This window comes from Variovorax sp. Varisp53, assembly GCF_059491555.1.
Map to the genome: position 1 here is coordinate 229,985 of NZ_CP168512.1, position 26,718 is coordinate 256,702.

Sequence of the window (26,718 nt, forward strand, 5' to 3'; positions counted from 1 at the left end):
GACTCGGACGGCGGTGGCACGGCACACTCTGGCGCCATGACGACGACCACAACCTCTTCTCCTCCGGCCGCTGGCCCGCTGGCCGGCCTCAAGGTCATCGAGCTCGGGCAGCTGATCGCCGGACCTTTCGCGGCGCGCACGCTGGGCGACTTCGGTGCCGAGGTCATCAAGATCGAGCCGCCCGGCGCGGGCGATCCGCTGCGCACCTGGCGGCTGCTGAAGGACGGCACCTCCGTCTGGTGGCAGGTGCAGTCGCGCAACAAGCGCTCGCTGGCGCTCGACCTGCGCGAGCCCGAGGCGCAGGCCATCGTGCGCAAGCTCGCGGCCGAGGCCGACGTGCTGATCGAGAACTTCCGTCCCGGCGCGATGGAAGGCTGGGGCCTCGGGCCCGACGAGCTGCTGGCCGCCAACCCCGCGCTCGTCATGCTGCGCATCAGCGGCTACGGCCAGACCGGGCCTTACCGCGACCGCCCCGGCTTCGGCGTGGTGGCCGAGGCCATGGGCGGGCTGCGCCATCTCACGGGCGAGCCGGGCCGCGTGCCGGTGCGCGTGGGCGTGTCGATCGGCGACACGCTGGCCTCGCTGCACGGCGTGGTCGGCGTGCTGCTGGCCATGCAGCACCGGCATGCCACGGTGAGCGCCGACTATCCGAAGGGCCGCGGACAGGTGATCGACGTGGCGCTCTACGAGGCGGTCTTCAACTGCATGGAAAGCCTGCTGCCCGAGTACGGCGCGTTCGGCGCGGTGCGCGAGGCGGCCGGCAGCGCCTTGCCCGGCATTGCGCCGACCAACGCGTACCGCTGTGCCGACGGCGGCTACGCCATCGTCGCGGGCAACGGCGACAGCATCTTCCGCCGCCTGATGGGGTGCATCGGCCGGCCCGACCTGGCGGCCGATCCGGCGTTGGCCGGCAACACGGGCCGGGTGGCGCAGGTCGAGATGCTGGACGCCGCCATCGGCGACTGGGCCGCGCAGCGCACCGTGGACGAGGTGCTGGCCGCGCTCGACGCGGCGCATGTGCCGGGCGGACGCATCTACACCATCGCCGACATCGCGGCCGACCCGCACTATGCGGCGCGCGGCATGCTCCAGCAGGTGCGCATGCCCGACGGCAGCGCGCTCGCGGTGCCGGGCTTCGTGCCCAAGCTGTCGCTCACGCCGGCGAGCCACCGGCACAACGCGCCGGCGCTGGGCGCGGACACCGATGCGGTGCTGAAGGAAATCGGCCTGAGCGCCGAGCAGATCGCCGCGCTGCATGCGCGGGGGATCGTCGGCTCTGCTTCGTGAGACACCGTGGAACCGGCTTTGCCGGGCCGCAGGTGTCGCCCCCGGAAGGGGGTTGGCGCAGCGACACGAAGTGCGCGCAGCCTGGGGGAGAGCCTAGCCTGCTCGCAGCGATTCGATCAGGTCGATGTATTTCTGCTTGGCCTCATCCGCGCTCGCACCCTTCTGGGCTGTCCACGCATCCCATTTGGCGCGCGCGACGACGTCGCTGAAGCTGGGCTTCTTGGCGGTGTTGTCGCCCTCGGTGGCTTGCTTGAAAAGGCCATAGATCTTCAGCAGCGTCGGGTTGTCGGGGCGCTCGGCGAGCAGCTTGGAGTTGGCCTGGGCGGCTTCGAATTGGGCATTGAGGTCGGACATGGGGCTCGAATTGAAAAGCGGAAACCGCGCATCTTAAATTGAGTGGTACCGCTGGGTACCAAGTTCAATCTTTCAGTCCCGCCCGGGCCAGCTCCACGTCCAGCCGCTCGCGCGCATCGACCGGCTTCAGCGCCGCCGCCTTTTCATAGAGCCGCGTCGCCTCGCCCATGCGCGACTCACCGTGCAGCATCAGTTGCGCGCGGGCGTATTCCATCATTCCGGCGGCCGAATGCGGGTGCAGTTCGAGGCCCCGCTCGAACAGCGCGATCGAGGTTTCCGAGCGCACGCCATAGGTCATGCGCCCGACCAGCGCGCCGACCTTGTCGATCACCTCGGCATGGAACGAGGCCAGCGCGAGGTGGGCGTCCGCGTGCCGCGGCTGCAGTTCGATCACGCGTTCCAGCGCGCCCTTGAGCTTGCTGCCCAGGCCTTGGGCCAGTGCGCGCGCCACGCTGATGCCCTGGCTGTAGCGGCCCAGCGCATAGGCCTGCCAGTAGAGCGCCTGGCAGTTCTCGGGCTCGGCGGCGGCCTGCGCGCTGGCGCGTTCGATGACCTGGCGCAGCATCGCGAGCCGCACGGCCTCGCGCGGCTCCAGGTAGTTGGCGTAGATCGCAGTCGCCTGGTTGGCCAGCGCCATTCCCTCGCCGCCCAGTTGCAGGCCGATGGCGGCGGCGCGTTCGAATTCGCCGTTGTGGTACAGCGCCCAGCCTTCGGCGAGCGCCGAGCCTTCGGTCGGCAGCGGCAGCTCGTGGCCGGCATGCAGGCGCGGCCAGTGGGCCAGCACGCTGCGCGCGTCGAAGCGGGGCAGGTCGGCCCAGGGCAGGGGCGTCCAGGGGCCCGGGCTGGCGGCGGCAACCGGGCTGGCGGACATCAGTGAGAGCGGTTTGAAATCGGGGTGGGGCATGGTTGTCTAGGCCGCCATATCGACAGGAGATGCCGCGGCGCCGGCGCCCAGACTGCCGCTGCTGGCGGCATCTTCACCGTTGTAGGCGTTGCTCAGTGTCAGCAAATGCCGCCGCTGCTCGTGCTCAAGGTAGGGTGCGAGCAGGTGCAGGGTGTGGTGGCCGCCACGCATCAGCGCGCCCTGTGCGTGTGCGGGTTCCAGCGCCTCCCGCGGATTGCGCACGTACTCGTAGCTGAGCCAGTAGGTCAGCACGACGACCATGCTCTGCGCCAGCGTGTCGACCTCGTGCACGTCGATCTCGAGATGGCCGGCGCGGCTCAGGCCGGCGATCAGCTGGCGGATGGCGCGGGCCTTGTTCTTCAGCACCAGCTGGAACCGGGTTTCCAGCAGCCGGTTCTTGCTGAGCAGGTCGTTCAGGTCGCGGTAGAGAAAGCGGTAGCGCCAGATCAGCTCGAACAGGCTGTGCATGAAGAACCACGCGTCCTCCACGTCGTGCACGCCCTCGCTCGCATGCAGCAGCTCGTTGAGCTCGGTTTCGTAGGCTTCGTAGAGCTTGTTGATCAGCTCTTCCTTGGCCGGGTAGTGGTAGTACAGGTTGCCCGGACTGATGTTGAGTTCGCCCGCCACCAGCGTCGTCGAGACGTTCGGCTCCCCGAAGCGGTTGAACAGATCCAGTGCGGCTTCGAGGATGCGTTGCGCCGTGCGGCGTGGCGCCTTCTTTGCCATGTCGGTGCCCCCGTGTGCTCGTGTTCTTGGGGACACTCTAGCCTATGTGCATCGCTCCATGAACGGTGCGGGACATGTTTTGCGGCGCCGGGTTCTTGTGCGGTGCCGCAATACCGGCCGGCCGCTCGGGGCCGGCGCGGTGTCAGCCAGCCTTGCTGCGGCGCAAGGTGGTTTTCTTGGCGGCGGGGGCGGCCGTCTTGCGCGCCGTGGGCTTGCGGGGGGCCGCGACCGCCTGCTTCTTCAACTGGGCTTCGAGCGCCTCGACGCGCGCCTGCAGCGCGGCCATGTCGGCCGCGGTGGGTGCGCCCAGTTTTTCGAGCGCGCGCGCCACGCGGTCTTCGAAGATGTTCTCCAGCTTGCCCCACTGGCCCGCGGCCTTGGTGCCGAACTCGCTGGCGAAGCCGGCCATGCGCTGCTGGGCCTGGGCCAGGGTTTCCTCGGCGGCCTGCTGGGTTTTCTTCTGCATGCCGGCGCCGTCCTTCACCAGCGCCTCGAAGGCCTTGCTGCCTTCCTGTTGCATCTTGGCGAAGGCGCCGAGCCCTGCGAGCCAGATCTGCTGGGCGGAATCCTTGATGCGGTCGGCGGCCTTGCCGTTGCTGTCGTCGTCCTGGGTAGCCATGCGAATGTTCCTTTTGCAAACGATCGCCTGACTCTAGCCGCTCGACGTGCTCCCCATTAGAGCTTCACGTCTACATGCGAAGCCGGGAGGGTCTACGGTGTCGCGCCGGCTGCGCGGCTCGCATCGAGGTGCGTCTTGGCGCGCTCGGCCAGCGCCATTTCGCCGGGGGTGCCGGGCACGAAGCTTTCCACCGGCAGTGGCCGGCCGTGCGAGTCGACCGAGACGAACACGATCAGGCATTCGGTGGTCTTTTCCATCGCGCCGCCCTTCATGTCGCCGCTGCGCACCTCGACCGAGATGTTCATGCTGGTGTTGCCCGTGTAGGCCAGGCGGGCCTCCACCTCGACGAGGTCGCCGATCATGATCGGGCGGTGGAAGCGGATGCTGCCGATGAAGGCGGTCACGCAGTAGCGCTTGGACCAGCTGGTTGCGCAGGCGTAGCCGGCCTCGTCGATCCACTTCATGACCGTGCCGCCGTGGACCTTGCCGCCGAAGTTGACGGTGCTGGGTTCGGCGAGAAAGCGCAGGGTGATCGAAGACATGGGGCCGCCTTTTGTGGATATGGCTGTGGGAGGAGCCGCGATTATGCGAGCGGGGCCACGCCTGCGGACGCCGCCCGTCGTCCGGGCATGCACGCTCGGTCAGCCGCCGCTGAACAGCTGCGCCAGCGTGCGCCGCAGCCAGGCATTGCCCGGATCGGCGTGGAAGCGCTCGTGCCAGTGCTGCTTCACCGCGTAGTCGGGCAGCGCGAAAGGCGGCTCCAGCAGCTTCACCGGCTCCTGCGTGGCCAGCACGTTGCCGAGGATGCGCGGCACCACCACGATCAGTTCGGTGTGCGCCACGATGCGCGCCACGCTCAGGAAGCTCGACAGCCGCACCACCACATCGCGCTTCAGGCCCAGCCGCGCGAGGGTCGTGTCGACGATGGCGTGCCCGGTGCCCGAGGTGGACACCACCGCATGCGCCTCCGCCTCGAAGCGCTTGCGCGTGAGCTTCGCGCCGATGCGCGGGTGGTTCTGCGCCGCCAGGCAGACGAAGTTCTGCATGAAAAGCGTCTGCTGGTAGAAGCCCGCGTCCAGCTGCGGCATGAAGCCCACGGCGAGGTCCACCTCGCCGTCCTGCAGGCGCCGGCCGCTGAGGGTGGAGATGATCTCGGTCTCGATGTGCACGCCCGGCGCCGCGTGCCGCAGGTGGTCGAGCAGGCCGGGCAGCAGCACCACCTCGCTGATGTCGGTCATGCAGATGCGAAAGCGCCGCTGCGCCTGCGCGGGCTCGAAGCTGCTGCGGTTGCCCTGAGCCTGCGCGAGCTGGGCCAGCGCCTCGCGCAGGTTCGGGTAGATGCGCTCGGCGTGCGGCGTGGGCTGCATGCCCTGCGCGGTGCGGGTGAACAGGCGGTCGTCGAAGTGCGCGCGCAGCTTGTTCAGCGCGGTGCTGGCCGCCGCCTGCGCCATGCCCAGCCGCTCGGCGGCCTTCGAGACGTTGCCGGTCTTGTAGACCTCGTCGAACACGGCGAGCCATTCGAGATCGAGCTTGGACATGCGGGCCTCTTGCTTACGGCGAAAGGCACCATTATCGAAATTTCGAATTCCGTGTATTGGCTGGCGGTCTTGAGGAAATAGTGGTGCGGGCCAACAATGCCGCCAACGGAGACCCCCGCCCCATGAAACCCGCTCCCTCCAACGCGGCCGAGCGCCGCGACTACTACGCCCGCATCCGCCCGCTGCACCTCACGCCGCTGTGGGAATCGCTGCACGCGCTGGTGCCGCGCGAGCCGCAGACGCCCTGCGTGCCGGCGCTGTGGCGCTACGACGAGATCCGCCCGCTGCTGATGGAGTCGGCCGACCTCATCACCGCCGAGGAGGCCGTGCGCCGCGTGCTGGTGCTCGAGAACCCGGCGCTGCCCGGCAATTCGTCGATCACCCAGTCGCTCTATGCCGGGCTGCAGCTCATCATGCCGGGCGAGGTGGCGCCTTCGCACCGCCACGTGCAGTCGGCACTGCGCTTCATCGTCGACGGCAAGGGCGCCTACACCACGGTGGGTGGCGAGCGCACCACCATGCATCCGGGCGACTTCATCATCACGCCCTCGTGGGCCTGGCACGACCATGGCAACGAAGGCATCGGCGGCTCGGTCGAGCCGGTGGTGTGGCTCGACGGCCTCGACATCCCGATGCTGCGCTTCTTCGACGCCGGCTTCGCCGAGAACGACGACGCCAAGGTGCAGCACGTGGCGCGCCCCGAGGGCCACAGCCTCGCGCGCTTCGGCCACAACATGGTGCCGGTGCGGCACGACCACACCTCGGCCACCTCGCCGATCTTCAACTACCCCTATGCGCGCAGCCGCGAGGCGCTGGCCCAGCTGCAGAAGCAGGAGGCGCCCGACGCGTGGCTGGGCCACAAGCTGCGCTACATCAATCCGCTGACGGGCGGCTCGCCGATGCCGACCATCTCGACCAACCTGCAGCTGCTGCCCAAGGGCTTCGCAGGCAGGACGCACCGTGCGACTGATGGCGCGGTGTACAGCGTGGTCGAAGGCCATGGCACGGCCGAGATCGGCGGCCAGCGCTTCGCGTTCGGCCCGCGCGACACCTTCGTGGTGCCCTCGTGGGCGCCGTTGCGCCTGTCTTCGCCCGACGAAGACACGGTGCTGTTCAGCTTTTCCGACCGCCCCGTGCAGCAGGCCATGAGCATCCTGCGCGAAGCCTTCCTCGAAGACGCCTGAATCCGGGCGCCCGGCTTTTCTTCTTGTTTGTTCGACCCAGCGCCGCCCCATGCGGCAGGAGCTTTCATGTCCTTCGTCTTCACGCCTCCTTCCATCGTCGGCCTGCCCATCGTGGGCTCCGATCAGCAGTTCCCCGTGCGCCGCGTCTACTGCGTGGGCCGCAACTACGCGGCCCACGCGCGCGAGATGGGCTTCGACCCCGACCGCGAACCGCCGTTCTTCTTCTGCAAGCCGAACGACGACGCCTCCGTCGTGCCCGTGGCGGACGCCAAGGGCGCCTCGATTCCGTATCCGCCGCTCACCAGCAACTACCACTACGAAGCCGAGCTGGTGGTCGCCATCGGCAAGGGCGGCAGCAACATCCCGGTCGAGCAGGCCGCGAGCCACATCCACAGCTACGCCGTGGGCCTGGACATGACCCGCCGCGACCTGCAGATGAAGATGCGCGAGCAGGGCCGCCCGTGGGAAATCGGCAAGGCCTTCGACTTCTCCGCGCCCATCGCGCCGCTGCGCACGCTGGCCGACGTGGGCGAGATCAACGCCGGCGCCATCGTGCTCGAAGTTGACGGCCAGGTGCGCCAGAACAGCGACATCACGCACCTGATCTGGTCGGTGAACGAAGTCATCGCCAACCTGTCGACGCTCTTCACGCTGCAGCCCGGCGACCTGATCTTCACGGGCACGCCCGAAGGCGTGGGTGCGGTGAAGCCGGGCCAGACGATCAAGGTGAGCATCGAGCGCTTGCCCTCGCTGACCGTACACATCGACTGACTCTCTCCACCGCGCAGGCCCGCCATGACTCCCTCGAAGAATCCTCCCTCGGTGCTGCTGGTCGGCGGTGGCATCGGCGGCATGGCTGCCGCACTGGCACTGGCGCGCCTGGGCGTTTCCATCGACCTGCTGGAGCAGAGCGCTGCCATCGGCGAGATCGGCGCCGGCCTGCAGCTCGGCCCCAATGCCTTCGCCGCGCTCGATGCGCTGGGCGTGGGCGAGGCGGTGCGCCGCGGTTCGGTCTTCACCGATCGGCTCGTGATGATGGACGCGGTCGATTGCAGCGAAGTGGTCTCGGTGCCGGTCGGCGAAGCCTTTCGCGCACGTTTCAGGAACCCGTACGCGGTGAGCCATCGCGCCGACCTGCACGGCGCGATCCATGAAGCCGTGAAGAAGCACCCGTTGATCCGCTTCCACACATCGGCGCAGGTCGAGGCCATCGACACCGGTGCGCACGGCGTGACCGCTGTCACGCGCGACGGCCGCCGCTTCCAGGCCGATGCGATCGTCGGCTGCGATGGCGTGAAATCGGTGGTGCGCAGCAAGCTCATCGGCGACGCGCCGCGCGTGTCGGGGCACGTGGTCTATCGCGCCGTGGTGCCCGCGGCCGACATGCCCACCGACCTGCGCTGGAACGCGCCCGTGGTCTGGGCCGGCCCCGACTGCCACCTGGTGCACTACCCGCTGCGCCATGGCGAGCAATACAACCTCGTCGTCACCTTCCACAGCCGCGAGCAGGAAGAGTGGGGCGTGACCGACGGCAGCAAGGAAGAAGTGCTTTCGTACTTCGAGGGCGTGCATGCACGCCCGCGCCAGCAGCTCGACCGCCCGACCTCCTGGCGCCGCTGGAGCACCGCCGACCGCGACCCGGTCGAGCGATGGAGCGAGGGCCCGGCCACGCTGCTGGGCGACGCGGCGCATCCGATGATGCAGTACCTCGCGCAGGGCGCCTGCATGGCGCTCGAGGATGCCGTGACGCTCGGCGCCGCCGTGAAGGCCTGTGGCTTCGACATGCCCGCCGCCTTCAAGCTCTATGAGGCGGCGCGCATTGCCCGCACGGCGCGCGTGGTGCTGTCGGTGCGCGAGATGGGGCGCCTCTATCACGCCAGGGGCGTGGAGCGCCTGGTGCGCAACAGCCTGTGGGCAGGGCGCTCGCCCGAGCGCTTCTACGATGCGGTCGAGTGGCTCTACGCCTGGCGGCCGGAGCATTGCCTGGACGACGCGCCCGAGGCGCTGCGGCCCGGGGCGGTCGCCGTGCTTTCGCCGCATTGAAGCCTGCTTCTTCCATCATCCATAACCATCGAGGCCACAGGCCCAGGAGACAAGACACCATGAACTTTTCGCGCGCACTGCTGACCGCGGGGCTTGCCCTGACAGTCGCTACAGGGGCGTTGGCGCAGGCCGGCGACTTTCCCAACAAGCCCGTGACCCTGGTCACGCCCTTCGCGGCCGGCAGCGGCCCCGACGCGGTGCTGCGCCTCGTCTCCGACAAGCTCTCGCGCCTGTGGGGCCAGCGCGTGCTGATCGACAACAAGCCCGGCGGCGGCGGCTTCATCGCCATCGACCAGGCCCGGCGCGCCGCGCCCGACGGCTACACGCTGCTGCAGCTCGACAGCGAGCACATCGCCGCGTTGCCGCACCTGTACAAGTCGCGCAACTTCGTGACGCTGCAGCACTTCGACCCGGTGGCCTCGCTGTTTCGCACGCCCTTCTTCGTGGCCGTGGCCACCGATTCGAAGTGGAAGAACATGAGCGACCTGATCGGCGCGGCCAAGGCCAACCCCGATGGCATCGTCTACGGCTCGTGGGGCGTCGGCAGTCCCGGCCACCTGGGCGCGCAGCAGCTCGAGGCGCTCACCGGCATCCACATGCGCCACGCTCCCTACCGCGAGGTGTCGCAGCTGTTTTCCAACGTGGGCGCCGGCGAGGTGCCGTGGAGCTTCGCGAGCATTCCGTCGAGCCAGGGCATCTACAAGGCCGGCAAGCTGCGTTACCTGGCCATCGCGGCGCCCAGGCGCATTCCGCAGATGCCCGACGTGCCCACCATGGCCGAGGCCGGCGGCCCGGCCTCGCTGGAGGTCAACTCGTTCGTGTCGCTGCTCGCGCCCAAGGGCGTGCCGGCGGCCGTCAAGGCGAAGATCAATGCCGACGTGGCCAAGGTCATCGCCGACCCCGAGATCCGCGCGCGCTTCGACACCTTCGCCTTCGAGCCGCTGGCCTGGTCGCCCGAGGAAATCGAGCGCAATGCCGAGGCCAAGTCGAAGGTGTATGGCGAGCTGGTGCGCAGGGGCAACATCAGCCTCGAATAGCGAGGGCGCGCCTTGCCCGGCGCGTCGCTCGGCAGTTAAGCTGGCCTGCTCTGGTTTTTGACAACTTTTTCACACTTTTTCTCCATGCAAGCCACCAAGAGAGCCCTCCTGATTGCCTGCGGCCTGGCTGCCGCCGCCGCACTGCCGCTGACCGCCAGCGCACAGAACGCCGCCTGGCCGACCAAGCCGATCCGCCTGCTCGTGGGCTTCCCGGGCGGCTCCACGCCCGACATCGCGGCGCGCACCATCGCCGAGCCGTTGGGCAAGGCGCTGGGCCAGCCGATCGTGGTCGACAACAAGGCCGGCGCCTCGGGCAACATCGCGGCCGACCAGGTGGCCAAGGCCACCGACGACCACACGCTGGGCCTCGTCATCAACGGCAATCTCACGTCGTCGAAGATGCTGTACCCCAAGCTGCCCTACGACCCGGCCAAGGACTTCACGTACCTCTCGCTGATTGCCACGGCGCCGCTGGTGCTGGTGGCGCAGAACAACCTGCCCTCGGGCACCGCCTTCTTCGACGCGGGCCGCAAAGCCGGCGACAAGTGGAACTACGGCTCGGTGGGCATCGGCTCGGTCGGCCACCTGGGCATGGAACTGCTCAAGACCCGCGTGAGCGGCTTCAAGCCCGAGCACGTGCCCTACCAGGGCAATCCGCAGGTCGTCACGGCGATGCTGGGCGACCAGGTGCAGATGGGCCTGATCCCCCCGGGCGTGGCCATGCCGCAGATCCGGGCCGGCAAGCTCAAGGCCATCGGCCTCACGGGCGGGCGCAGCGCGCTGGTGCCCGAGATCCCGCCGCTGGCCGAGGCCGGCGTGAAGGACTTCAACCTCGAGGTGTGGGTGGCGCTGCTCGGCCCGGCCAACCTGTCGAAGGCCGCGCAGGCCCGCATCAGCCGCGAACTCGAAGTGGTCATGAAGAACCCCGACGTGCGCCGCAAGCTCTTCGAGCAGGGCTGGCAGGCCGTGGGCACCTCGCCGGACGGCATGCGCACGCGCGTCAATGAAGAGGCCGCGATCATGACCAAGATCATCTCGGCCCGCGGCATCAAGTTGCAGTGATGACAACCCAGACATTGAACGAGCCGGCGCGCGCGCTGCCGGTCTTCGGCGAATACGACGTAGTGGTGGTCGGCGGCGGCCCCGACGGCATCGCGGCCGCCGTGAGCGCCGCGCGCCACGGTGCGAGCACGCTGCTGGTGGAGCGCTACGGTTTTCTCGGCGGCATGGGCACGGCCGGCGGCGTCACCAACTTCGCGGGCCTGTACGGCAAGCGCAACGGCGAGATGACGCAGCTGGTGCGCGGCGTGGTCGACGAGCTGATCGACCGCATCGCCGGGTTCAACGGCATGAATGCGCCGCAGAACGGCATGGGCGGGCGCATTTGCGTGCGTTCGTACGACACCTCGGCCTACAAGCTGGCCGCCGACCAGCTGCTCGGCGCCGCCGGCGTGAAGCTGCTGTTCCACGCGCTGGCCGCATCCGTCGTTCGCGACGGCAGCCGCATCGCCGCGCTGGTGGTCGAGACCAAGTCGGGCCGCCAGGCGATTTGCGCCAATGCCTTCATCGACGCCAGCGGCGACGCCGACGTGGCGGCCTTTGCCGGCGTGCCCTTCGAGGTGGGTGACGGCCACGGCAGCGGGCTGTTTCCGACCACCATGTTCCGCATCGGCCAGGTCGACGCGCCGGCCGCGCTGGCGGCTGTGGGCGAGTTCTCGGCCATCAACGACTACATGGCGCGCGCCGAGCAGCAGAAGCCCGGCGTCTACAAGTTCCCGCGCGAAGGCGCGATCCTGCGGCCCAACAAGGACCCGCGCGAGTGGCGCGCCAACGTCACGCAGATCCGCAATGCCCAGGGCCGCGCGATGAACGGCGTCGACGCGCGCGAGCTCACCGAGGGCGAGCTCGAAGGCCGCCGCCAGATCGCCGAGTACTTCAAGTTCTTGAAGGCCGAGGTGCCGGGCTTCGCGCAGTCGGCCATCGTGGAGATCGCGCCGCAGGTCGGCATCCGCGAGACGCGGCGCATCCAGGGGCTGTATGCGCTCGGGCGCGAGGACATCCTGGGTTCGGCGAAGTTCGACGACAACATCGGCCTGAACGCCTGGCCGATGGAAATGCACGCCGATGGCCGCATCGAGTGGGCCTTCCCGCGCGACGAAGCCAATGCCTACAACCACCTGCCCTGGCGCATGCTGGTGCCGCAGGCGGTCGACAACCTGCTGGTGGCCGGCCGTTGCGCGTCGATGACGCACGAAGGCCAGTCGGCCGCGCGTGCGAGCGGCGGCTGCTTCGTCATGGGGCAGGCCGCGGGCACGGCGGCCGCGTCGCTGGGCAGCACCGCGTTCGCCGGCGTGGACGTGGCCGCGCTGCAGAAGAAGCTGGCCGCGGACGGCGTCGATCTCGACCGCCAGAGGCTAGAGTCCGGGGCTTGATGAACTCGAACCCTGGACGAAAAGTGCACCTCCCTTCGTTGCCGACCTGCGCACGTCGCATCTTCCTGGCGCTGTCCTGCGCCGCCCTCGGCCTGCTGCAGATCGGCTGTGCCAGCACGCCCGAAGGCGACCCGGTCCACGGCAAGGACCGGGTCGTGAGCTTCATGGCGGCCAAGGACGGCCGCAAGGTCGCCATTGCCGGCGAGAACTACCACTACGTGTTCGACGGTGATCCGTCCGTGGCGGCGCTGCTGCGCTGGGACGGCCGCACCAAGGTCACGCCCGCGCTGATCGGCGAACTCAAGGTGGCGCGCAACCAGAGCTTCGAGGGCCAGTACGTGCTGATGGCCTTCGACGCCGACCTGACGCCCGAGGACCGCACCTACCTCGTCCAGACCGGCTTCGCGAAAGCCGACGTGAAGTACGGCGACCGCACCGGGCCGGCACTGCGCTACTTCGGCACGGTGTACGGCAAGCGCTACGAGGCCGCGCCGTTGAAGTCGGCCGACAAGGTCGACTTTTCGCGGCGCCAGTACCTCAAGTACGTCGAGCAGGAAACGCTCAGCGGCACCTTCGCCAAGGCCGCGCCTTCGCCGCTGGTGTATGCCGACGACGGCTCGATGCTGCTGGGCGGTGTGCCGGTGCGCGTGGTTCAGGGCGGCACGGATTCCGGTTGCAGCGCCCGCTTCATGGGTGTCTGCTTCTACAAATAGGCCCATCGGGAGCGCCGGCTGACCGGCCCGCGACAGCTTTCGGGCGCGGCCTTTGCTATGGTCGAGGGTTGCTTTTACGCTTGCCCTGAATGCCTCCGATGACCACCGATCCCGCCACCGCCTCCCGCCTCGTCAACGAACTCGTCGCGCTCATGCAGCTCGAGCCACTGGGCGGCGACCGCTTCCTGGCGCAGAGCGAAGACATCGGCACGCCCGCCGTCTTCGGCGGCCAGGTGCTGGGCCAATCGCTGATGGCCGCCAGCCTCACCGTGGGCGCCGAGCGCCCCGTGCATTCGATGCACGCCTACTTCCTGCTGCCTGGCGAGCACGCGCCCATCGAGTACAGCGTCGACCGTGTGCGCGACGGCCGCAGCTTCACCACCCGCCACGTGGTGGCGCGCCAGCAGGAGCGCATCATCTTCGAGATGTCGGCCTCGTTCCAGACCGTGGACGACGGCGTCGAGCACCAGTTCGACATGCCCGAGGTCGGCGGCCCCGACGGCCTCGTCAGCGAGCTCGACCAGCGCATCGCCCTCGGCGATCGCCTACCCCAGCCCTGGCGCGTCAAGGCGGTGCAGCCGCACGGCATCGAGTACCGCCGCGTCGACCCCGAGGACCTGATCGCTCCGCAGGTGCGCCCGACCTCGGCGCAAAGCGCCATCTGGATGCGCGCCATCGCGCCGCTGCCCGACGACCCGATGGTGCACCGCGCGCTCCTGGCCTATGCCTCCGACCACGGCCTGCTGCGCGCCGCGATGCTGCCGCACGGCCTGAGCTTCATGAGCGGCCAGGTGCGCCCCGCCAGCCTCGACCACGCGATGTGGTTCCACCGCGATTTCCGCATGGACGACTGGCTGCTGTACGTGCTCGACTCGCCCAGCGCGGGCGGCGCGCGCGGCCTGTGCCGCGGCAGCCTCTATGCGCGCGACGGCCGGCTGGTGGCCTCGGCCGCGCAGGAAGGCATGCTGCGCATCCGCCGCAAGTAACAACGCCACACCGGAGCATCGCCCGCCATGCAGATCTTCTTCTCGCCCGCTTCCCCCTTCGTGCGCAAATGCATGGTCGTGGCGCACGAGCTCGGCATCGCCGACCGCATCGAGAAGCTGCCCAGCGCGGCCGGCCCGGTGAAGCGCGACGCCACCATCATCCCGAAGAACCCGCTCGGCCAGGTGCCCACCCTCATCACCGACGACGGCCAGGTGCTCTTCGACAGCCGCGTGATCTGCGAGTACCTCAACGCCACGCAGTCGGGCAAGCTCTTTCCAGCCGACGGCGAGGAACGCTGGGCCCGCCTCACCGAACTCGCACTCGCCGACGGGATGACCGGCGCCGCGCTGCTGGCGCGCTACGAGACCGTGCTGCGTCCCGAGGAACTGCGCTGGGCCGACTGGACCGACGGACAGCTCGCCAAGGTGCGCACCGGCCTCGAGTGGCTGGAATCCGCAGCGCCGTCCTTCGGCGACCGCGTCGACATCGGCACCATCGCTTTCGGCTGCGCGCTGGGGTACATGGACTTCCGCTTTCCTTCGGTGGACTGGAGAGCCGAGGCGCCGAACAGTGCGAAGTGGTTCAAGGGGTTCAACCAGCGGGCTTCGATGCGGGCGACGGTGCCTACTGCCTGAGTTCCGTTCGATTCCGTTCGGGGTGCGCTCACGCCGACGGGGTACCTTGCTCCGCGAATGTCCCCCGGCCTGCGGCCTCCTCCTTTATTTCGCTGCGCAAGGCACCCCATCGGCGTGATCGATGGACGTTGCGGTCGAACCGCCGGCACAAGCAGTGCGCTCATGTGCGAATGGCACCGGGTGCTCCCCGCAGCGAAATAAAGGGGGAGGCCGCAGGCCGGAGGACATTCGCGGAGGGGAGCACCCGGTGTCATTCGCACGCACCCCGAACTCGGACGCAAATCCCAGTCTGGCAGGGGAGTCGATTCCTTGGCTAAATGCGGGCTCTCGCACGAACCAAGGAATCCCGAATGTCCTCTGAAGACCAGAAAAAAGTAGCCATCGTCACTGCAGGTGGCAGCGGCATGGGTGCCGCAGCAGCGTGCAAGCTCGCCGACGATGGCTTTCGCGTGGCTATCCTCTCGTCGTCGGGCAAGGGCGAGGCACTGGCCGCCGAGCTCGGCGGCATCGGCGTGACGGGCTCGAATCAGTCGAACGACGACCTGAAGCGGCTGGTCGACAAGGTCGTGGCGCAGTGGGGCCGTGTCGACGTGCTGGTCAACAGCGCAGGCCACGGGCCGCGCGCGCCCATCCTCGAAATCACCGATGAAGACTGGCATCGCGGCATGGACGTGTACCTGCTGAGCGCGGTGCGCCCCGCACGGCTGGTCGCGCCGCTGATGGTGCAGCAGGGTGGTGGGGCCATCATCAACATTTCCACCTTCGCGGCCTTCGAGCCCGACCCCGTGTTCCCCACCTCGGGCGTGTTCCGCGCCGGCCTCGCGGCCTTCACCAAACTCTTCGCCGACACCTACGCCGCGAAGAACGTGCGCATGAACAACGTGCTGCCCGGCTTCATCGACAGCCTGCCGGAGAAGGCCGAGTTCCGCTCGCGCATTCCGATGGGCCGCTACGGCAAGAGCGCGGAGATCGCGGCGGTCATCGGCTTTCTCGCCTCGGAAGGCGCGGGCTACATCACCGGTCAGAACCTGCGCGTGGACGGCGGCATCACGCGCTCGGTGTAGCGGCCCAAAACACAAAGCGGCGCCGGGGCGCCGCTTTGTGTTCGTGGCCGATCGGGCCGATCAGCCGAAGGGGTTGGCGGTCGCGAACCAGAGGGCGATGCCCGTCGCGATGATGAATGCGCCGTCGGTCACGCCCGCGATCAGGAAGAACTTGGTCTGCAGCGTGTCGACCAACTCGGGCTGGCGCGCGGTGCTTTCCAGGAACTTCTGGCCGACCAGTCCGATGCCGAGGCACGAGCCGAGCGCGGCGATGCCGATCAGCAGGGCGACTGCGAGGGGAAGGATGTTGAAGCCGGTCATGGTGTTTTCTCCTGGTGGTTGATTGATGGATCGATGGAGGTACTTTCCCAGAGCGGGTGCGCACGGTCCATGACGTGGGAGGTCATGGGCGGCATGAAAAAAGGCCGGCCGCATTAAGCGGCCGGCCTTTCATGGAACGCTGCTGGCGCTACGGAAGCTGTGTCCAGTTCTGGTTGTTCCCACCGTTGCAGGTCCAGGTGATCAGCGCCGTGTCCTGCGCCGTCGAGCTGTTCGGCACGTCCAGGCACGAACCCGAGGCGCGGTTGCGGATGCTCCCGCCGACCATGCTCCACTGCGCCGTGTTGCCCGCCGTGCACGCCAGCTGCACCACCGGCGCGTTCGTCGTCGCCGTGCCGTTCTGCGCCAGGCACAGCCCGCTGTGCTCGGCCACGAACTGCACGTAGCCGCCGGTGAGGCTCGTCACGGTGAACTTCTCGTTGCCTGCCGTACCGCACGGCCATTGCACCGCCGTCGCGCCGCTGGTGGTCGCCGCACCCTTGATGTTCACGCACAGGGTGGGGTTGAGGTCCGAGCGGATGCGCGAGATGACGGCCGGGGCCGTGTCCTGCGAACGCACGTACTCGCGGATCGCCACCACGTCGGCGGCCGGCAGGCTGTTGGCATTGCCGTGGCCGCTGCCGAGCACGTCCTGCAGCGTGGCCGCCTGGCCATTGTGGAAGAAGGCGGCGGTGTTCCAGGTGCCCGACAGCGTCGGCGTGTCGAAGCCGACGCCCGCGAGCGGCTGGTTCATGCCCTTGCCCGACGAGGCCTGGATCGTGCCCACGTCGTGCCGGATGCCGTCGCGGAAGGTGCCGCCCGCGTGGCAGGTCACGCACTGCGCCGAGGTGAACAGTGCCTGGCCCCGCGCCGCATCGACGCTCAGGCTGCCGTCGGCGTTGCGCGCCGGGCTGCGCATGTATTTGTTCAGCGAGCTCAGGTAGGCCGCGAGGTCGTCGAGCTGCGCGTTCTTGCCGGCCTTGGGCGCGCCGAGCGGGTCGGAGGTGGCCGCGAAGTCCGCATTCGTCAGGAAGCCGGTGCCGCCGAACTCGTTGCGGATGTCGTTCTCGAAGTCCTGCACCTCGTCGAAGTTGGCCGTCCAGTGCAGCTTGCCGTGGCCCAGCCCGCGCCGCCCCTGCAGGCTGATGGTGCGGCGCAGGCCTTCGCCGCGCTGGGTGAAGTCCCACACCATGCCGTCGTCGCCGGCGTCTGCGTGGCAGCTCGCGCAGGAGATGTAGTTGTCCTTGCTCATGCGCCGGTCGGAGGCGTTGTAGAACACCTGCTTGCCGCGCAGCGCCGCGGCCGCCATCGGTTCCTGCGCCACCGTCGCCACGTTCTGCAGGAAGATCGCGGCCGCCGTCTCGGACGACAGCACCGAAGCCACGTCGTGCACGGACACCGAGCGCGCCAGGAAGTTGTTGACGAACAGGCGCTTGCGCGTCGCGTCCAGGTACAGGCCATGCGGCGCGCTGCTGGTGTTGATCTCGCCGCGCACCGCGCGGCTGTACGGATCGACGATGGCCACGCGGTTGCCTTCCATCTGTGCCACGAAGAGGTAGTCGCCCGACGGCGAGAACAGTGCGGCGCGCGCCGGTGCGCGGTCGTCGAAGTCGATCTGCTCGGCGAACACTTCCGCGGCCGTCTGCAGGTTGACCTGCGAGAGGATGGAACGCACCGTCTTGTCGTGCTCCAGCGCAAGGCCGTCCCTGAACTTGCCGCGCACGATGTTGTCCTTCTTCGAGGGCAGCACCGCCCGCGTTCCGTCCGGCGAGATCACCACCTGGCTCAGGTAGTTGGCCACGCCGCGCGCGTGGCTCTCGGTGTCCACCGTGGTGGTGTCCACCGGCAGCGCGATGGTGGTCATGGCGCTCATGCTCTGCAGGTTGACCTTGTGCAATTGGCCGCCGGTCATCTTCGACTTGAAGCGCGTGACATAAGCCACCTGCGAGTCGGCGTTGACCGCGATGCCGCGCAGGTTGCCTTCGAGCGCGACCGCGCCGGTGGTGCTGCCGTTGCTCGGATCGAAGCTCATCAACACCGACTTGCTTTCCAGCGTGAGCAGGCCTTTCGCACCGTCCGGCGTGAAGGCCACGCCATAGGGGCCGCTGCCGTAGGCCAGTGGCACGGTGGTCGAGAGGCTGCCGTCGGCCGCGCTCAGCGCGACCAGCTTGTCCTCGCCCTGCACCGTGACCCAGATGCGTCCGTCGGGGCCGACGGCCAGCGTCTTCGGCTCGTCGCCCACGCGCGTTTCCCAGCGCTTGGCCAGGGTCTGCGCATCGATGGCAGCGACCGTGCCGCTGTCGGGGTTCACCGAGTACACCGAATTCGCATCGCCCGCGATGTTGGTGGTGTGCGTCGGCGCCCGCGCCGTGACCGGAGCGATCACGGTGAGGTTGTAGGTGTAGAAGGTCTCGCGGCCGTTCACGTCCTTCACCGTCAGCGTCACCGTGAAGTGGCCGGGGCGGTTGTAGGTGTAGGTGTAGTTCGGCTGGTTCGAGTACGCCGTCTGCGTGCCGTCGCCGAAGTTCCAGCGGAACTGTGCGCCGCTGCTGCCGAGCGTGCCCGGGTTGAACACCAGCTGGCCGTTGACCAGCTTCGGACCGCCGCCGATGCCGGGGTCGCCGATGATGGCCTGGCCGCGCAGCGTGTTGACCTCGGTGTCGCTCAGCACGCGGCTGTAGACGCGCACCTCTGCCAGCGTGCCCTTGAAGAGTGCGGCATTGCCCTGGATCTGCCCCAGCACGCTGAACTTGTTCGCGAGGCCCTTGTTGCCCGTGGGGCCGGTGGAGGTGGTCTTCACGCCGTCCACGTACACGGCCTGGGCGCCGGAGGCCGCGTCGCGCGTCAGCACCACGTGGTGCCAGGTGCCGTCGTTCACTGCCGCGGTGGAGGTGGTGCCGGCGTCGTTGCCAGCCGACAGCTTGATGCGCCCGCCGTTGTCGAGCCAGCCCCAGAACACGTCGTCCGTGCCCCTCGCCTGGTCGCGCCCGAAGATGCCGGGCGCGGTCCACGAGTTCGCACCGCCCGTCTGCGTGGTCTTCATGTAGAAGCTCAGCGACGCGGTGCCGCCGAGCACGGTGGCCACGAAGTCGTTCTTCAGCGGCACACCGGCGGTGCGGTTCGCGAAGTTCAGGCCGATGCTCTCGAACGCGTCGCCCGAGACCGGCGTGCCGTTGTTGCTGCCGATCTGGTCGGACAGGTTGCCCGCCAGCGTCCAGTAGTGCATCAGGTTGATGTCGGTCGCGTTGCCGGTGTTGAAGGTCGACTTGTAGTCGACCCCAATGGCATTGCCCGCATAGTCCTTCACGCCGTTGGCCGGCAGGAACACTTCATAGCTGGTGCCGGGTTGCAGCGGCTGGTCGGGCGAGAAGTTGATGATGCCCAGCTGCACGCTGTAGGTGCCCGCCAGCGTGTTGCCGCCCACCGGCCGCACGATGAAGGTGTTGGAGTTCACGCTCTCGGGCCGGATGTTGTCCGTCATGCCCAGGCCGATGCGCGAGGTCAGCGCCTGCTGCTTCGCGCCGCTGGCCGGCGAGACCTGCTTGACTTCAGGCTTGGTGGTGTCGGGGTCCACTGCATGCACGATGAAGCCGCTGCCCGAGCCGTGGTCGTTGCCCACGAAGACCAGGTTGCCGAACATCGCGACCTGGCCGTTGTCCGAATGCGAGAAGTTCGGGTCGTCCTCGCGCAGGATGCTGCCGCGGCCCACCTCCACGTGATTGAGCGGATTGCTCACGTCCACCTTGTGGATGCGCGTTTGCGCGCCCTGGATCACGTAGTTGTCCTGCGTGGCGCAGTACAGCTGTTCGTCGATGACGAGCCGGTTGTCCTCGGCTACGAAGCGCGAGCGGTCGCTCAGGTCGTAGCTGTACATCCTGGCGCCGCTGTTGCGCGCGGAGGCGTGCAGGTTCCTGCCGTCGAAGCAGGTGGCGTAGTAGAAGGGCGTGGTGCCCACGATGGAATCGAGCACCTTGGGGTTGAGCGGATCGGAGATGTCCAGGCTCGCGAAGCCGCCGTTGCTTTCCATCGCGGTCAGCACCATGTGGTTGCCCATCGTGAAGATCGGGCCAATGCGGAAACCGCCGAGCTCGCCGGTGGGCACCGGATTGGGCTTGCCCGCACCGCGGTTCGCGATCACGGCGTTCGCGGGGTCCCTGGCATCGACGATGAAGATGCCCCGGCCGGCCGACGCCACGTACAGATAGGGCGCCTGCCACCAGAGCTGCCAGGCGACGTCCTCGTAGTCGCCTCCGTTGACGCCTGGCAGTGCCAGCTTCTTCACCTGCTTGATGTCGTTGATGTCGGTGAAGTCCCAGAACTCGATGCCGTTGATGCTGGGCAGGACGACATACGTCTTGCCGCCGATCTTCGCGGTGCCGAAGGAATGGGTCTCGCGGAACTCCTTGGTGCGGGCCTCGGGCTCGTAGATCTTCTTGACGAGCTGGATCTGGCGCGGGTTCGACACGTCGTACAGCAGGAAGCCGCCCGGCCCGAGGCCGCTGTCCGGCGCGAAGGAGGTGAGGAAGTAGCCGTTGATCATGATGCCCGCGTTCATGCCGTAGTCCTTGCGGCCCGGGTAGGTGGCGGGCACCTCGCGCGACTCGTAGGCGCTGCTGTGCGCCGGATCGAGCGGGTGCGCCGCGCTGGTGATCATGGACACCGGCTTGAACAGTTCCGCCGAGGTGTAGGTGAGGTTGCCCAGGCCCGGACCCTGCAACGGGAGCGGGTCGGCGACAGCTTCGGAAACCGCCGCCGCCATGTTGCCCAGGGTCGTCATCGGACTGACCCCGGTGATTGCCGCGTGCGTCAGCAGTGTGACGAACGGCACCATCAAAGCCATCAGGTAATACCGGATCTTCATCGTCGCCTCCAAGTTGTGGTGTTCACTCGCGAAAGCGCGCGCGCAGGGCGCACCCCGGCCGGCGACGAGTGCGCCGCCTGCCGTACAGCCTCTCCCTCTCTTTTTTTCGACGGCGCAGCGTTACTTCTTCGTGCCGCCCGATTCGTAGATGCCCCACGCCTCCTCGGCGCTTGCGCCGCGGTGGATCATGGCCATCAACGCATTCACCACCGCCGACGGGTTGGCATGCTGGTACACGTTGCGCCCGTACACCATGCCGACCGCGCCCTGGTCCAGCAGCACGCGCGAGCGCGCGAACACCTGTTGCAGGTCTTCGCGCCCGCCGCCGCGCACGAGCACGGGACAGCGCGCGGCCTGCACCACGCGGTGGAACTCGGCGGGATCGGTGGTGGGGTCGGCCTTGACGATGTCGGCGCCCATCTCGCGTGCCAGGCGCACCAGCGTGACGATTTTTTCGGCGTCGCCATCGACCATGTAGCCGCCTTGCTCGCTGTGCGGGCGCATCACCAGCGGCTCGATCATCAGCGGCATGCCGTAGTGGTCGCAGTCGGCGCGCACCCGAGCGATGTTCTGCACGCACTGGCGGAACAGGTCGGGCTCGTTCGGCAGCATGAACAGATTGACGACCACGCAGGCTGCGTCGCGCTGCACTGCCGGCAGTACCGGGTCGTGCTCGTTCTGCAGCACGGCCCACATCACGCGATGGGCGGTGGCGTTGTAGGGGTTGCCCATGTCGATGCGCTGCACCAGCGCGGGCTTGTCTCGGCCCGGGCGGTCCTGCAGCAGATCGGCCTGGCCGTGGTTGAGCTGGATGGCGTCGGGGCCGGCGGCCACGAGCTTGTCGATCACCTGCGGCATGTCTTCCAGCCCGTTGAGGAACGAGGGCTCGTTGCACACGCCGTGGTCGAGCGCGATGTCCAGGCAGCGCCCGTTGTTCAGCAGCCGGTTCAGGCGTGCGGTCTTGTCCTTCGACATACGAAAGAGGTCCTTGTATTGAAAGTGGAGAGGGTCAGGCCAGCGCGTTCAGGTGCTTGGCCGCAACGGCGTCGATGAGTTGAAGTGCGTCGTCGCGCAGGCGCACCGAGCCGGCCGCCGCGTTCTCGACCGCCTGCTTGCTCACGCGTGCGCCGCACAGCGCCACCGAGACGCTGCCGCGTGCCAGCGTCCACGCGATCATCAATTGGCCGAACGAGCATTCGAGCTGCTTGCGCAGCGGCTCCAACTCGTCGAAGAAGGCCTTGAGCTTCGCGCGGTTCTGCGCACTGAAGCGCGGGTTGTTCGCGCGCTGGTCGTCGCCGGTGAACTTGCGCCCGGGGTCGATCGGGCCGGCCAGCAGGCCCAGCGCCAGCGACGAATAGCCCAGCACCGCCACGTCGTGCGCGCTGCACAGTGGCACGAGCGCCTGCTCGATCTCGCGGTCGATCAGGCTGTAGCGCTCCTGCGCCGCATCGACCGGGCCATGGCGCAGGTATTCGGCGAGCGTTTCGGGGCTCACGTTGCTCACGCCGATGGCGCGTATCTTTCCCTGCTTCTTGAGCTCCAGCAGTGCGTCCATCGTTTCCTCGACCGGCGTGGTGCTGTCCTGCCAATGCGTGATGTAGAGATCGATGTAGTCGGTCTGCAGGCGCTTGAGGCTCTCTTCGCACTCATGGACGATCGATTCGCGCCCGAGGTAGCGATGCACCGGGTGGCCGTCTTCTTCGAAGAAGTGCGTTCCCTGTTGCGTGTGCCATACCAGCCCGCACTTGGTTGCGATGACGGCCTCGTGGCGGCGGCCCTTCAGCGCGGTGCCGACGATGCTCTCGGAGCGCCCGAGCCCGTACGCCGGCGCGGTGTCGATCAGGTTCACGCCCGCGTCGAGCGAGGCCTGGATGGCCAGCACGGCGGCTGCGTTGTCCCCGCCGCCCCACATCCAGCCGCCCATCGCCCAGGTGCCCAGGCCGATGGCCGAGCATTCGATGCCCGACGGGCCGAGGGTGGTCTTCTTCATCATCGATGCGTTGTTGCTGTTGCTCATCGCTTGGTCTTTCTCGTGTTCAGGATGTGGTCGATGGTCACGGCCGCGAGCAGGATCAGGCCCTTGATCACGTCCTGCCAGTAGGGCGACACGTCGAGCAGGATCAGTGAGCTGGTCACCACCGACAGCAGCGCAAGCCCGAGCACCGCGCCCAGCACGGTGCCCGAGCCGCCTTTGAGGCTGGCGCCGCCGATCACCGCCGCGGCGATCACGTTGAGCTCCATGCCCATGCCGAAGGTCGGCGTGGCGGCGCCGAAGCGCGCGGTGTAGATCACGCCCGCCAGGCCCGCCGAGGCCGCGCACAGCACCGTGACCCAGAACTTCACGCGGCCCACGCGGATGCCGGAGTAGAGCGCGGCCTTCTCGTTGCTGCCGGTGTAGAACACGCGGCGCAGCAGGGTGGAGCGGCGCAGCAGGAAGTCGCTCACCACCACGATCGCCAGGAAGATCAGGATCACGGCCGGAATGCCGAACAGCGTGCCCTGGCCGATGAACTTGAACTCCGCCGGCAGCGAGAACAGCGACTGCGGCGTGCCCTGCGTGAGCGCGAGGCACAGGCCGCGCACGATGACCATGAAGGCCAGCGAGGCGATGAAGTGGTTCAGGCCGATGCGCGTGACGCAGCCGCCGATCATCGCGCCGATCATGGCGCTCGCCGCAATGGCGATGAGTCCGGCGGTCCACGGGTCGAAGCCCATGAGGAAGAGCTTGCCCGTGATCACCATGGCGAAGCACACCACCGAGCCCACCGACAGGTCGATGCCGCCGACGATCAGCAGGATCGTCATGCCGACGACCACGATGCCTTCGATGGAGAACGACAGCAGCATGGCGCGCACGTTGTCCCAGGTCAGGAAGTAGGGCGACGCGAAGCTCATGCCCACGCACAGCGCGGCGATGATGAGCAGCAAGCCCATCTCGCGCATGCTGCCGAGCTTGCTGGCGGGTTTTGCGGGGGGTCTTCCTTGCTGTCTTGGTGGAAGGCCTGCGTCGAGTTGGGCCGGGTAGTTCATGTCGGATGCTCCACTGCGCGTTGTCTTGCTTGTCGGGTGTGTTCTTGATGTTTGTGTTCTTGGCGCTCTTGTTCGGGGCGCGTGCACAGGCCACCGGGTACTCCCCTCCGCGAATGTCCCCCGCCTTCGGCTCCTCCTTTATTTCGCTGCGGGGAGCACCCGGTGCCCTGTGCACAACGAGCGCTGCTCTTGTGCTGGCCGATCAACAAGTGCTCTGAACGATCACGCTGGCGGGGTGCCTTGCGCAGCGAAATAAAGGAGGAGGCCGAAGGCCGGGGGACATTCGCGGAGCAAGGTACCCCGTCGGCGTGAGCGCACCCCGAACCGACAGAGCCGACCGAAGCGCCGCACGAACCCTGTAGTTCTTTCATGCCGCTTCCTGTTCGCAGAGTCCGGAGGCGAGCCGCAACAGTGCTTCCTCCGTCATCTCGTTCGATGCCAGTTCGCCCGCGAGCCGGCCATCGCGGATCACCAGCGCGCGGTCGCACAGTCCGATGATCTCGGGCAGCTCCGACGAGATCACGATCACGCCCACGCCCTGGCCGGCCAGCTCGCGCAGGATGTGGTGGATCTCCGACTTGGCGCCGACGTCCACGCCGCGCGTGGGCTCGTCCATCAGTAGCACCGACGGGTTGGTGGCCAGCAGCTTGGCGATGGCCACCTTCTGCTGGTTGCCGCCCGACAGGCTCGCCACCTCGATGGCCACGCCGTCGGACTTGAGCTTGAGCTTGGCACCGAGGTCGACCGCCAGCCTGTGCTCGGCTGCGCGCTGCAGCAGCCCGAAGCGTGAGCTGACGCGCGCGAGCGCCATCGAGGCGATGTTCTGTGCAATGGGCAGGTCGAGGTACACGCCGGCCGCCTTGCGGTCTTCGCTGAGGTAGGCGATGCCTTCGCGCAGCGCGTCCCCGTACTTGCGGATCACAAGCGCCTTGCCACGCAGGCGCACGGTGCCGCGTCGCACGGGGCGCAGGCCGCACACGGTCTCTGCGAGTTCGCTGCGGCCGGCGCCCATCAGGCCCGCGATGCCGAGGATCTCTCCGCGCTTCAGCATGAAGGACACGCCGTGCACGCGCTCGCCGTCGGCGATGTCGGTCACTTCGAGCACGTGTTCCTCCGATGCAGGCGCTTGCTGCTTCGGCGGGTAGTAGTTGCCCAGGTCGCGCCCGACCATGCGGCGCACCAGCCCGTCGGCGTCCAGTTCGGCCAGCGGCCCGCAATGCACGTTGCGCCCGTCGCGCAGCACGGTGACGCGGTCGCAGTGCGCAAAGATCTCGGCCATGCGGTGGCTGATGTAGACGATACCGATGCCCTGCGCCTTCAGGTCGTGCAGCACCCTGAAGAGCGCGGCCGATTCGTTGTCGGTGAGTGCGGCGGTGGGCTCGTCGAGGATCAGCACCTTGCAGTCCAGCGTGAGCGCCTTGGCGATCTCGATCAGCTGCTGCGTGGAAATGCTCAGGTCCTTCACCAGCGCAGCGGGGTTGACGTCCTGCCCCAGCCGCTGCAGCACCTTGGCGGCGCGCTCACCGAGGCTCGCGTAGTCCATCCACGCGTGCCTGCCGGCGTTGATCTCCGGCATGAAGATGTTCTCGGCCACGGTGGCGTCGGCGCACAGGGCGATCTCCTGGTGCACCAGGCCGATGCCCAGGCGCATGGCGTGCGCGGGGCCGTCGATGACCACCTTCCGGCCATCGAGCGAGATCTCGCCCTCGTCCGGCTGATGGATGCCGTCGATGATGTTCATCAGCGTGGACTTGCCCGCGCCGTTCTCGCCGCAAAGGGCGTGGATCTCGCCGCGGTGCAACGAGAAGTCCACGCCCGAGAGCGCGCGCGAAGCGCCGAAGCGCTTGCCGATGCCGCGCAGTTCGAGCAGCTGGCTCACTCGCCGATTCCCTTGGTGCCGCGGCGGGCGAGGTACTTGTCCCAGTAGAAGTCGTCGGCGTTGGCCTTGCTGACCACCGCCAGGCCGTTGTCCAGGAAGGGCACGGCCATCGGGTTGGTGCCGTTGCGTTTGGCGTCGTTCATCGGGTCGATGAGCGTGGGGTTCCGGGCCAGGAACAGCATCATCATGCCCATGTAGCCCTGCATGCCCTGGTTCGGGTTGATGGCGCCGAACACGTCGCCCGACTTGATCATGTCGAGGATCTTGGCGTTCACGTCGCAGCACATCACCTTGATGTTCTTCTTGGTCTCCACCTTGGCCTGCGCCGCGCCGAGGGCCGAGTTGGCCTCGGGCATGAACAGCGCGCCCAGGTTCGGGTTGGCCTGCGCGAGGCTCAGCACCGCCTGGTAGGCCTTGTTCGGGTCCTGGTTGCTGGCCGCGCGGCCCACCAGCTTCATGCCCGGGTGCTTGGCCTTCATGCGGTTCACGAAGGCGGCGATGCGGCGGTCGTGGTTGTCCTGGCCCGGGTTCTCCAGCACGGCGTATTCGCCCTTGCCGTTGAGCGAGGCCGCGATGGCGTCGGCGGCTTGGGTGCCTTCGCGGTCGTTGTCGGAGGTGACGAACGATGTGCGCTTGGAGTTCGGCGAGTCGGCCGCGAAGGTGACGACCGGGATGCCCATCGCCGCGGCGCGGTTGATCGGCTCGATGAACGGGTCGGGGTTCATCGGGTGCAGCAGGATGCCCGCAGGCTTGCGCGCCAGCTCCTGCTCGAAGGACGCGAGCTGCTTGTTCACGTCGTACTCCGGCGTGCCGGTGTAGCGCGTGCGCACGCCCAGCGTGCGGCCGAGCTGCTTCATCATTTCGTAGACCGGAAACCAGTACTCCACGCCCGACACCATCACGTTCATCACGTAGACGTCGCTCGGGTTGCCGCGCAGTCCGCCACCCGCAGCGGGGGCCGCCGCCTGCTGCTGCGCCAATGCGCTGGCGCCGGCCAGACCGATGCCGGCTGCCGCGGCGGACTTCAGGAAATTACGCCTCATTTTTGTCTCCTCACGTTGGGGGGCACAGCTTGCGATGCTGCTTTTTCAGGGCAGCGTGTTACGTCACTTGTTATGACAGGTAGAA

General features: G+C 68.0%; 24 protein-coding genes. 11 read left to right on the forward strand and 13 right to left on the reverse strand.

Annotated elements, in window-relative coordinates:
* Positions 1–36 precede the first annotated feature (36 nt).
* Positions 37–1,287 carry a CaiB/BaiF CoA transferase family protein gene (locus ACEOAB_RS01040; RefSeq protein WP_413749482.1) on the forward strand — a complete coding sequence of 417 codons (1,251 nt, stop codon included), beginning with the start codon at positions 37–39 and terminating at the stop codon, positions 1,285–1,287.
* 93 nt (positions 1,288–1,380) lie between these two features.
* On the opposite strand, the gene ACEOAB_RS01045 is transcribed toward ACEOAB_RS01040, so the two are convergent.
* The 6 genes from ACEOAB_RS01045 to ACEOAB_RS01070 form a co-directional block, all read right to left on the reverse strand.
* Positions 1,381–1,641 (reverse strand): acyl-CoA-binding protein, encoded by a 261-nt coding sequence (locus tag ACEOAB_RS01045; protein WP_056587875.1) that lies wholly within the window; start codon positions 1,639–1,641, stop codon positions 1,381–1,383.
* Positions 1,642–1,705: 64 nt separating this feature from the next.
* Positions 1,706–2,545: a tetratricopeptide repeat protein gene (locus ACEOAB_RS01050; protein WP_413749481.1), complete on the reverse strand. Its 840-nt coding sequence runs from the start codon at positions 2,543–2,545 to the stop codon at positions 1,706–1,708.
* A gap of 6 nt (positions 2,546–2,551) precedes the next feature.
* Positions 2,552–3,271 (reverse strand): TetR/AcrR family transcriptional regulator, encoded by a 720-nt coding sequence (locus ACEOAB_RS01055; RefSeq protein ID WP_413312346.1) that lies wholly within the window; start codon positions 3,269–3,271, stop codon positions 2,552–2,554.
* 142 nt (positions 3,272–3,413) lie between these two features.
* Complete coding sequence (locus ACEOAB_RS01060; RefSeq protein ID WP_413749480.1) at positions 3,414–3,890, reverse strand: phasin family protein; 477 nt, start codon at positions 3,888–3,890, stop codon at positions 3,414–3,416.
* A gap of 92 nt (positions 3,891–3,982) precedes the next feature.
* The gene (locus ACEOAB_RS01065) at positions 3,983–4,432 is read right to left on the reverse strand and encodes an acyl-CoA thioesterase (protein ID WP_007835409.1); all 450 of its coding nucleotides are present in this window, start codon (positions 4,430–4,432) and stop codon (positions 3,983–3,985) included.
* A 99-nt stretch (positions 4,433–4,531) separates the two neighbouring features.
* Complete coding sequence (locus tag ACEOAB_RS01070; protein WP_413749479.1) at positions 4,532–5,428, reverse strand: LysR family transcriptional regulator; 897 nt, start codon at positions 5,426–5,428, stop codon at positions 4,532–4,534.
* A 122-nt stretch (positions 5,429–5,550) separates the two neighbouring features.
* On the opposite strand from ACEOAB_RS01070, the gene gtdA reads away from it, so the two are divergent.
* From gtdA to ACEOAB_RS01120, 10 genes are all read left to right on the forward strand, one after another.
* Positions 5,551–6,612, forward strand: coding sequence for a gentisate 1,2-dioxygenase (gtdA, locus tag ACEOAB_RS01075; RefSeq protein ID WP_413749478.1), 1,062 nt, complete (start codon positions 5,551–5,553; stop codon positions 6,610–6,612).
* 66 nt (positions 6,613–6,678) lie between these two features.
* Positions 6,679–7,383 (forward strand): fumarylacetoacetate hydrolase family protein, encoded by a 705-nt coding sequence (locus ACEOAB_RS01080; RefSeq protein ID WP_413749477.1) that lies wholly within the window; start codon positions 6,679–6,681, stop codon positions 7,381–7,383.
* A 24-nt stretch (positions 7,384–7,407) separates the two neighbouring features.
* Positions 7,408–8,655, forward strand: a complete 1,248-nt coding sequence (locus ACEOAB_RS01085; RefSeq protein ID WP_495653378.1) for a 3-hydroxybenzoate 6-monooxygenase — start codon at positions 7,408–7,410, stop codon at positions 8,653–8,655.
* A 59-nt stretch (positions 8,656–8,714) separates the two neighbouring features.
* The gene (locus tag ACEOAB_RS01090; RefSeq protein ID WP_056587858.1) at positions 8,715–9,692 is read left to right on the forward strand and encodes a Bug family tripartite tricarboxylate transporter substrate binding protein; all 978 of its coding nucleotides are present in this window, start codon (positions 8,715–8,717) and stop codon (positions 9,690–9,692) included.
* A gap of 84 nt (positions 9,693–9,776) precedes the next feature.
* Entirely contained in the window at positions 9,777–10,754 is a 978-nt protein-coding gene (locus ACEOAB_RS01095; protein ID WP_413749475.1) for a Bug family tripartite tricarboxylate transporter substrate binding protein, read from the forward strand.
* Entirely contained in the window at positions 10,754–12,124 is a 1,371-nt protein-coding gene (locus ACEOAB_RS01100; protein ID WP_495653379.1) for an FAD-dependent oxidoreductase, read from the forward strand. Before ACEOAB_RS01095 ends, ACEOAB_RS01100 begins: the two co-directional genes overlap by 1 nt.
* A 23-nt stretch (positions 12,125–12,147) precedes the next feature.
* The gene (locus ACEOAB_RS01105; protein WP_235507843.1) at positions 12,148–12,837 is read left to right on the forward strand and encodes a hypothetical protein; all 690 of its coding nucleotides are present in this window, start codon (positions 12,148–12,150) and stop codon (positions 12,835–12,837) included.
* A gap of 98 nt (positions 12,838–12,935) precedes the next feature.
* Positions 12,936–13,823: an acyl-CoA thioesterase gene (locus tag ACEOAB_RS01110; RefSeq protein WP_413749473.1), complete on the forward strand. Its 888-nt coding sequence runs from the start codon at positions 12,936–12,938 to the stop codon at positions 13,821–13,823.
* Positions 13,824–13,850: 27 nt separating this feature from the next.
* Positions 13,851–14,459, forward strand: a complete 609-nt coding sequence (locus tag ACEOAB_RS01115) for a glutathione S-transferase (protein ID WP_413749472.1) — start codon at positions 13,851–13,853, stop codon at positions 14,457–14,459.
* A 350-nt stretch (positions 14,460–14,809) separates the two neighbouring features.
* A complete protein-coding gene (locus ACEOAB_RS01120; RefSeq protein WP_056587843.1) occupies positions 14,810–15,523 on the forward strand; it encodes an SDR family oxidoreductase in 714 nt (237 codons plus the stop codon).
* A 60-nt stretch (positions 15,524–15,583) separates the two neighbouring features.
* On the opposite strand, the gene atpE is transcribed toward ACEOAB_RS01120, so the two are convergent.
* From atpE to ACEOAB_RS01155, 7 genes are all read right to left on the reverse strand, one after another.
* Positions 15,584–15,823, reverse strand: a complete 240-nt coding sequence (gene atpE, locus ACEOAB_RS01125; RefSeq protein ID WP_007835387.1) for a F0F1 ATP synthase subunit C — start codon at positions 15,821–15,823, stop codon at positions 15,584–15,586.
* 148 nt (positions 15,824–15,971) lie between these two features.
* Complete coding sequence (locus ACEOAB_RS01130; RefSeq protein ID WP_413750463.1) at positions 15,972–20,681, reverse strand: Ig-like domain-containing protein; 4,710 nt, start codon at positions 20,679–20,681, stop codon at positions 15,972–15,974.
* A 120-nt stretch (positions 20,682–20,801) separates the two neighbouring features.
* Entirely contained in the window at positions 20,802–21,656 is an 855-nt protein-coding gene (locus tag ACEOAB_RS01135; RefSeq protein ID WP_413750462.1) for a class I fructose-bisphosphate aldolase, read from the reverse strand.
* 34 nt (positions 21,657–21,690) lie between these two features.
* Positions 21,691–22,698, reverse strand: a complete 1,008-nt coding sequence (locus ACEOAB_RS01140) for an aldo/keto reductase (protein ID WP_495653380.1) — start codon at positions 22,696–22,698, stop codon at positions 21,691–21,693.
* Positions 22,695–23,711 (reverse strand): ABC transporter permease, encoded by a 1,017-nt coding sequence (locus tag ACEOAB_RS01145; protein ID WP_056588451.1) that lies wholly within the window; start codon positions 23,709–23,711, stop codon positions 22,695–22,697. The genes ACEOAB_RS01140 and ACEOAB_RS01145 overlap by 4 nt, the downstream gene beginning before the upstream one ends.
* A 367-nt stretch (positions 23,712–24,078) precedes the next feature.
* The gene (locus tag ACEOAB_RS01150; RefSeq protein ID WP_413750824.1) at positions 24,079–25,590 is read right to left on the reverse strand and encodes a sugar ABC transporter ATP-binding protein; all 1,512 of its coding nucleotides are present in this window, start codon (positions 25,588–25,590) and stop codon (positions 24,079–24,081) included.
* The gene (locus ACEOAB_RS01155) at positions 25,587–26,633 is read right to left on the reverse strand and encodes a substrate-binding domain-containing protein (RefSeq protein ID WP_007836735.1); all 1,047 of its coding nucleotides are present in this window, start codon (positions 26,631–26,633) and stop codon (positions 25,587–25,589) included. Before ACEOAB_RS01155 ends, ACEOAB_RS01150 begins: the two co-directional genes overlap by 4 nt.
* Between the last annotated feature and the right edge of the window lie 85 nt (positions 26,634–26,718).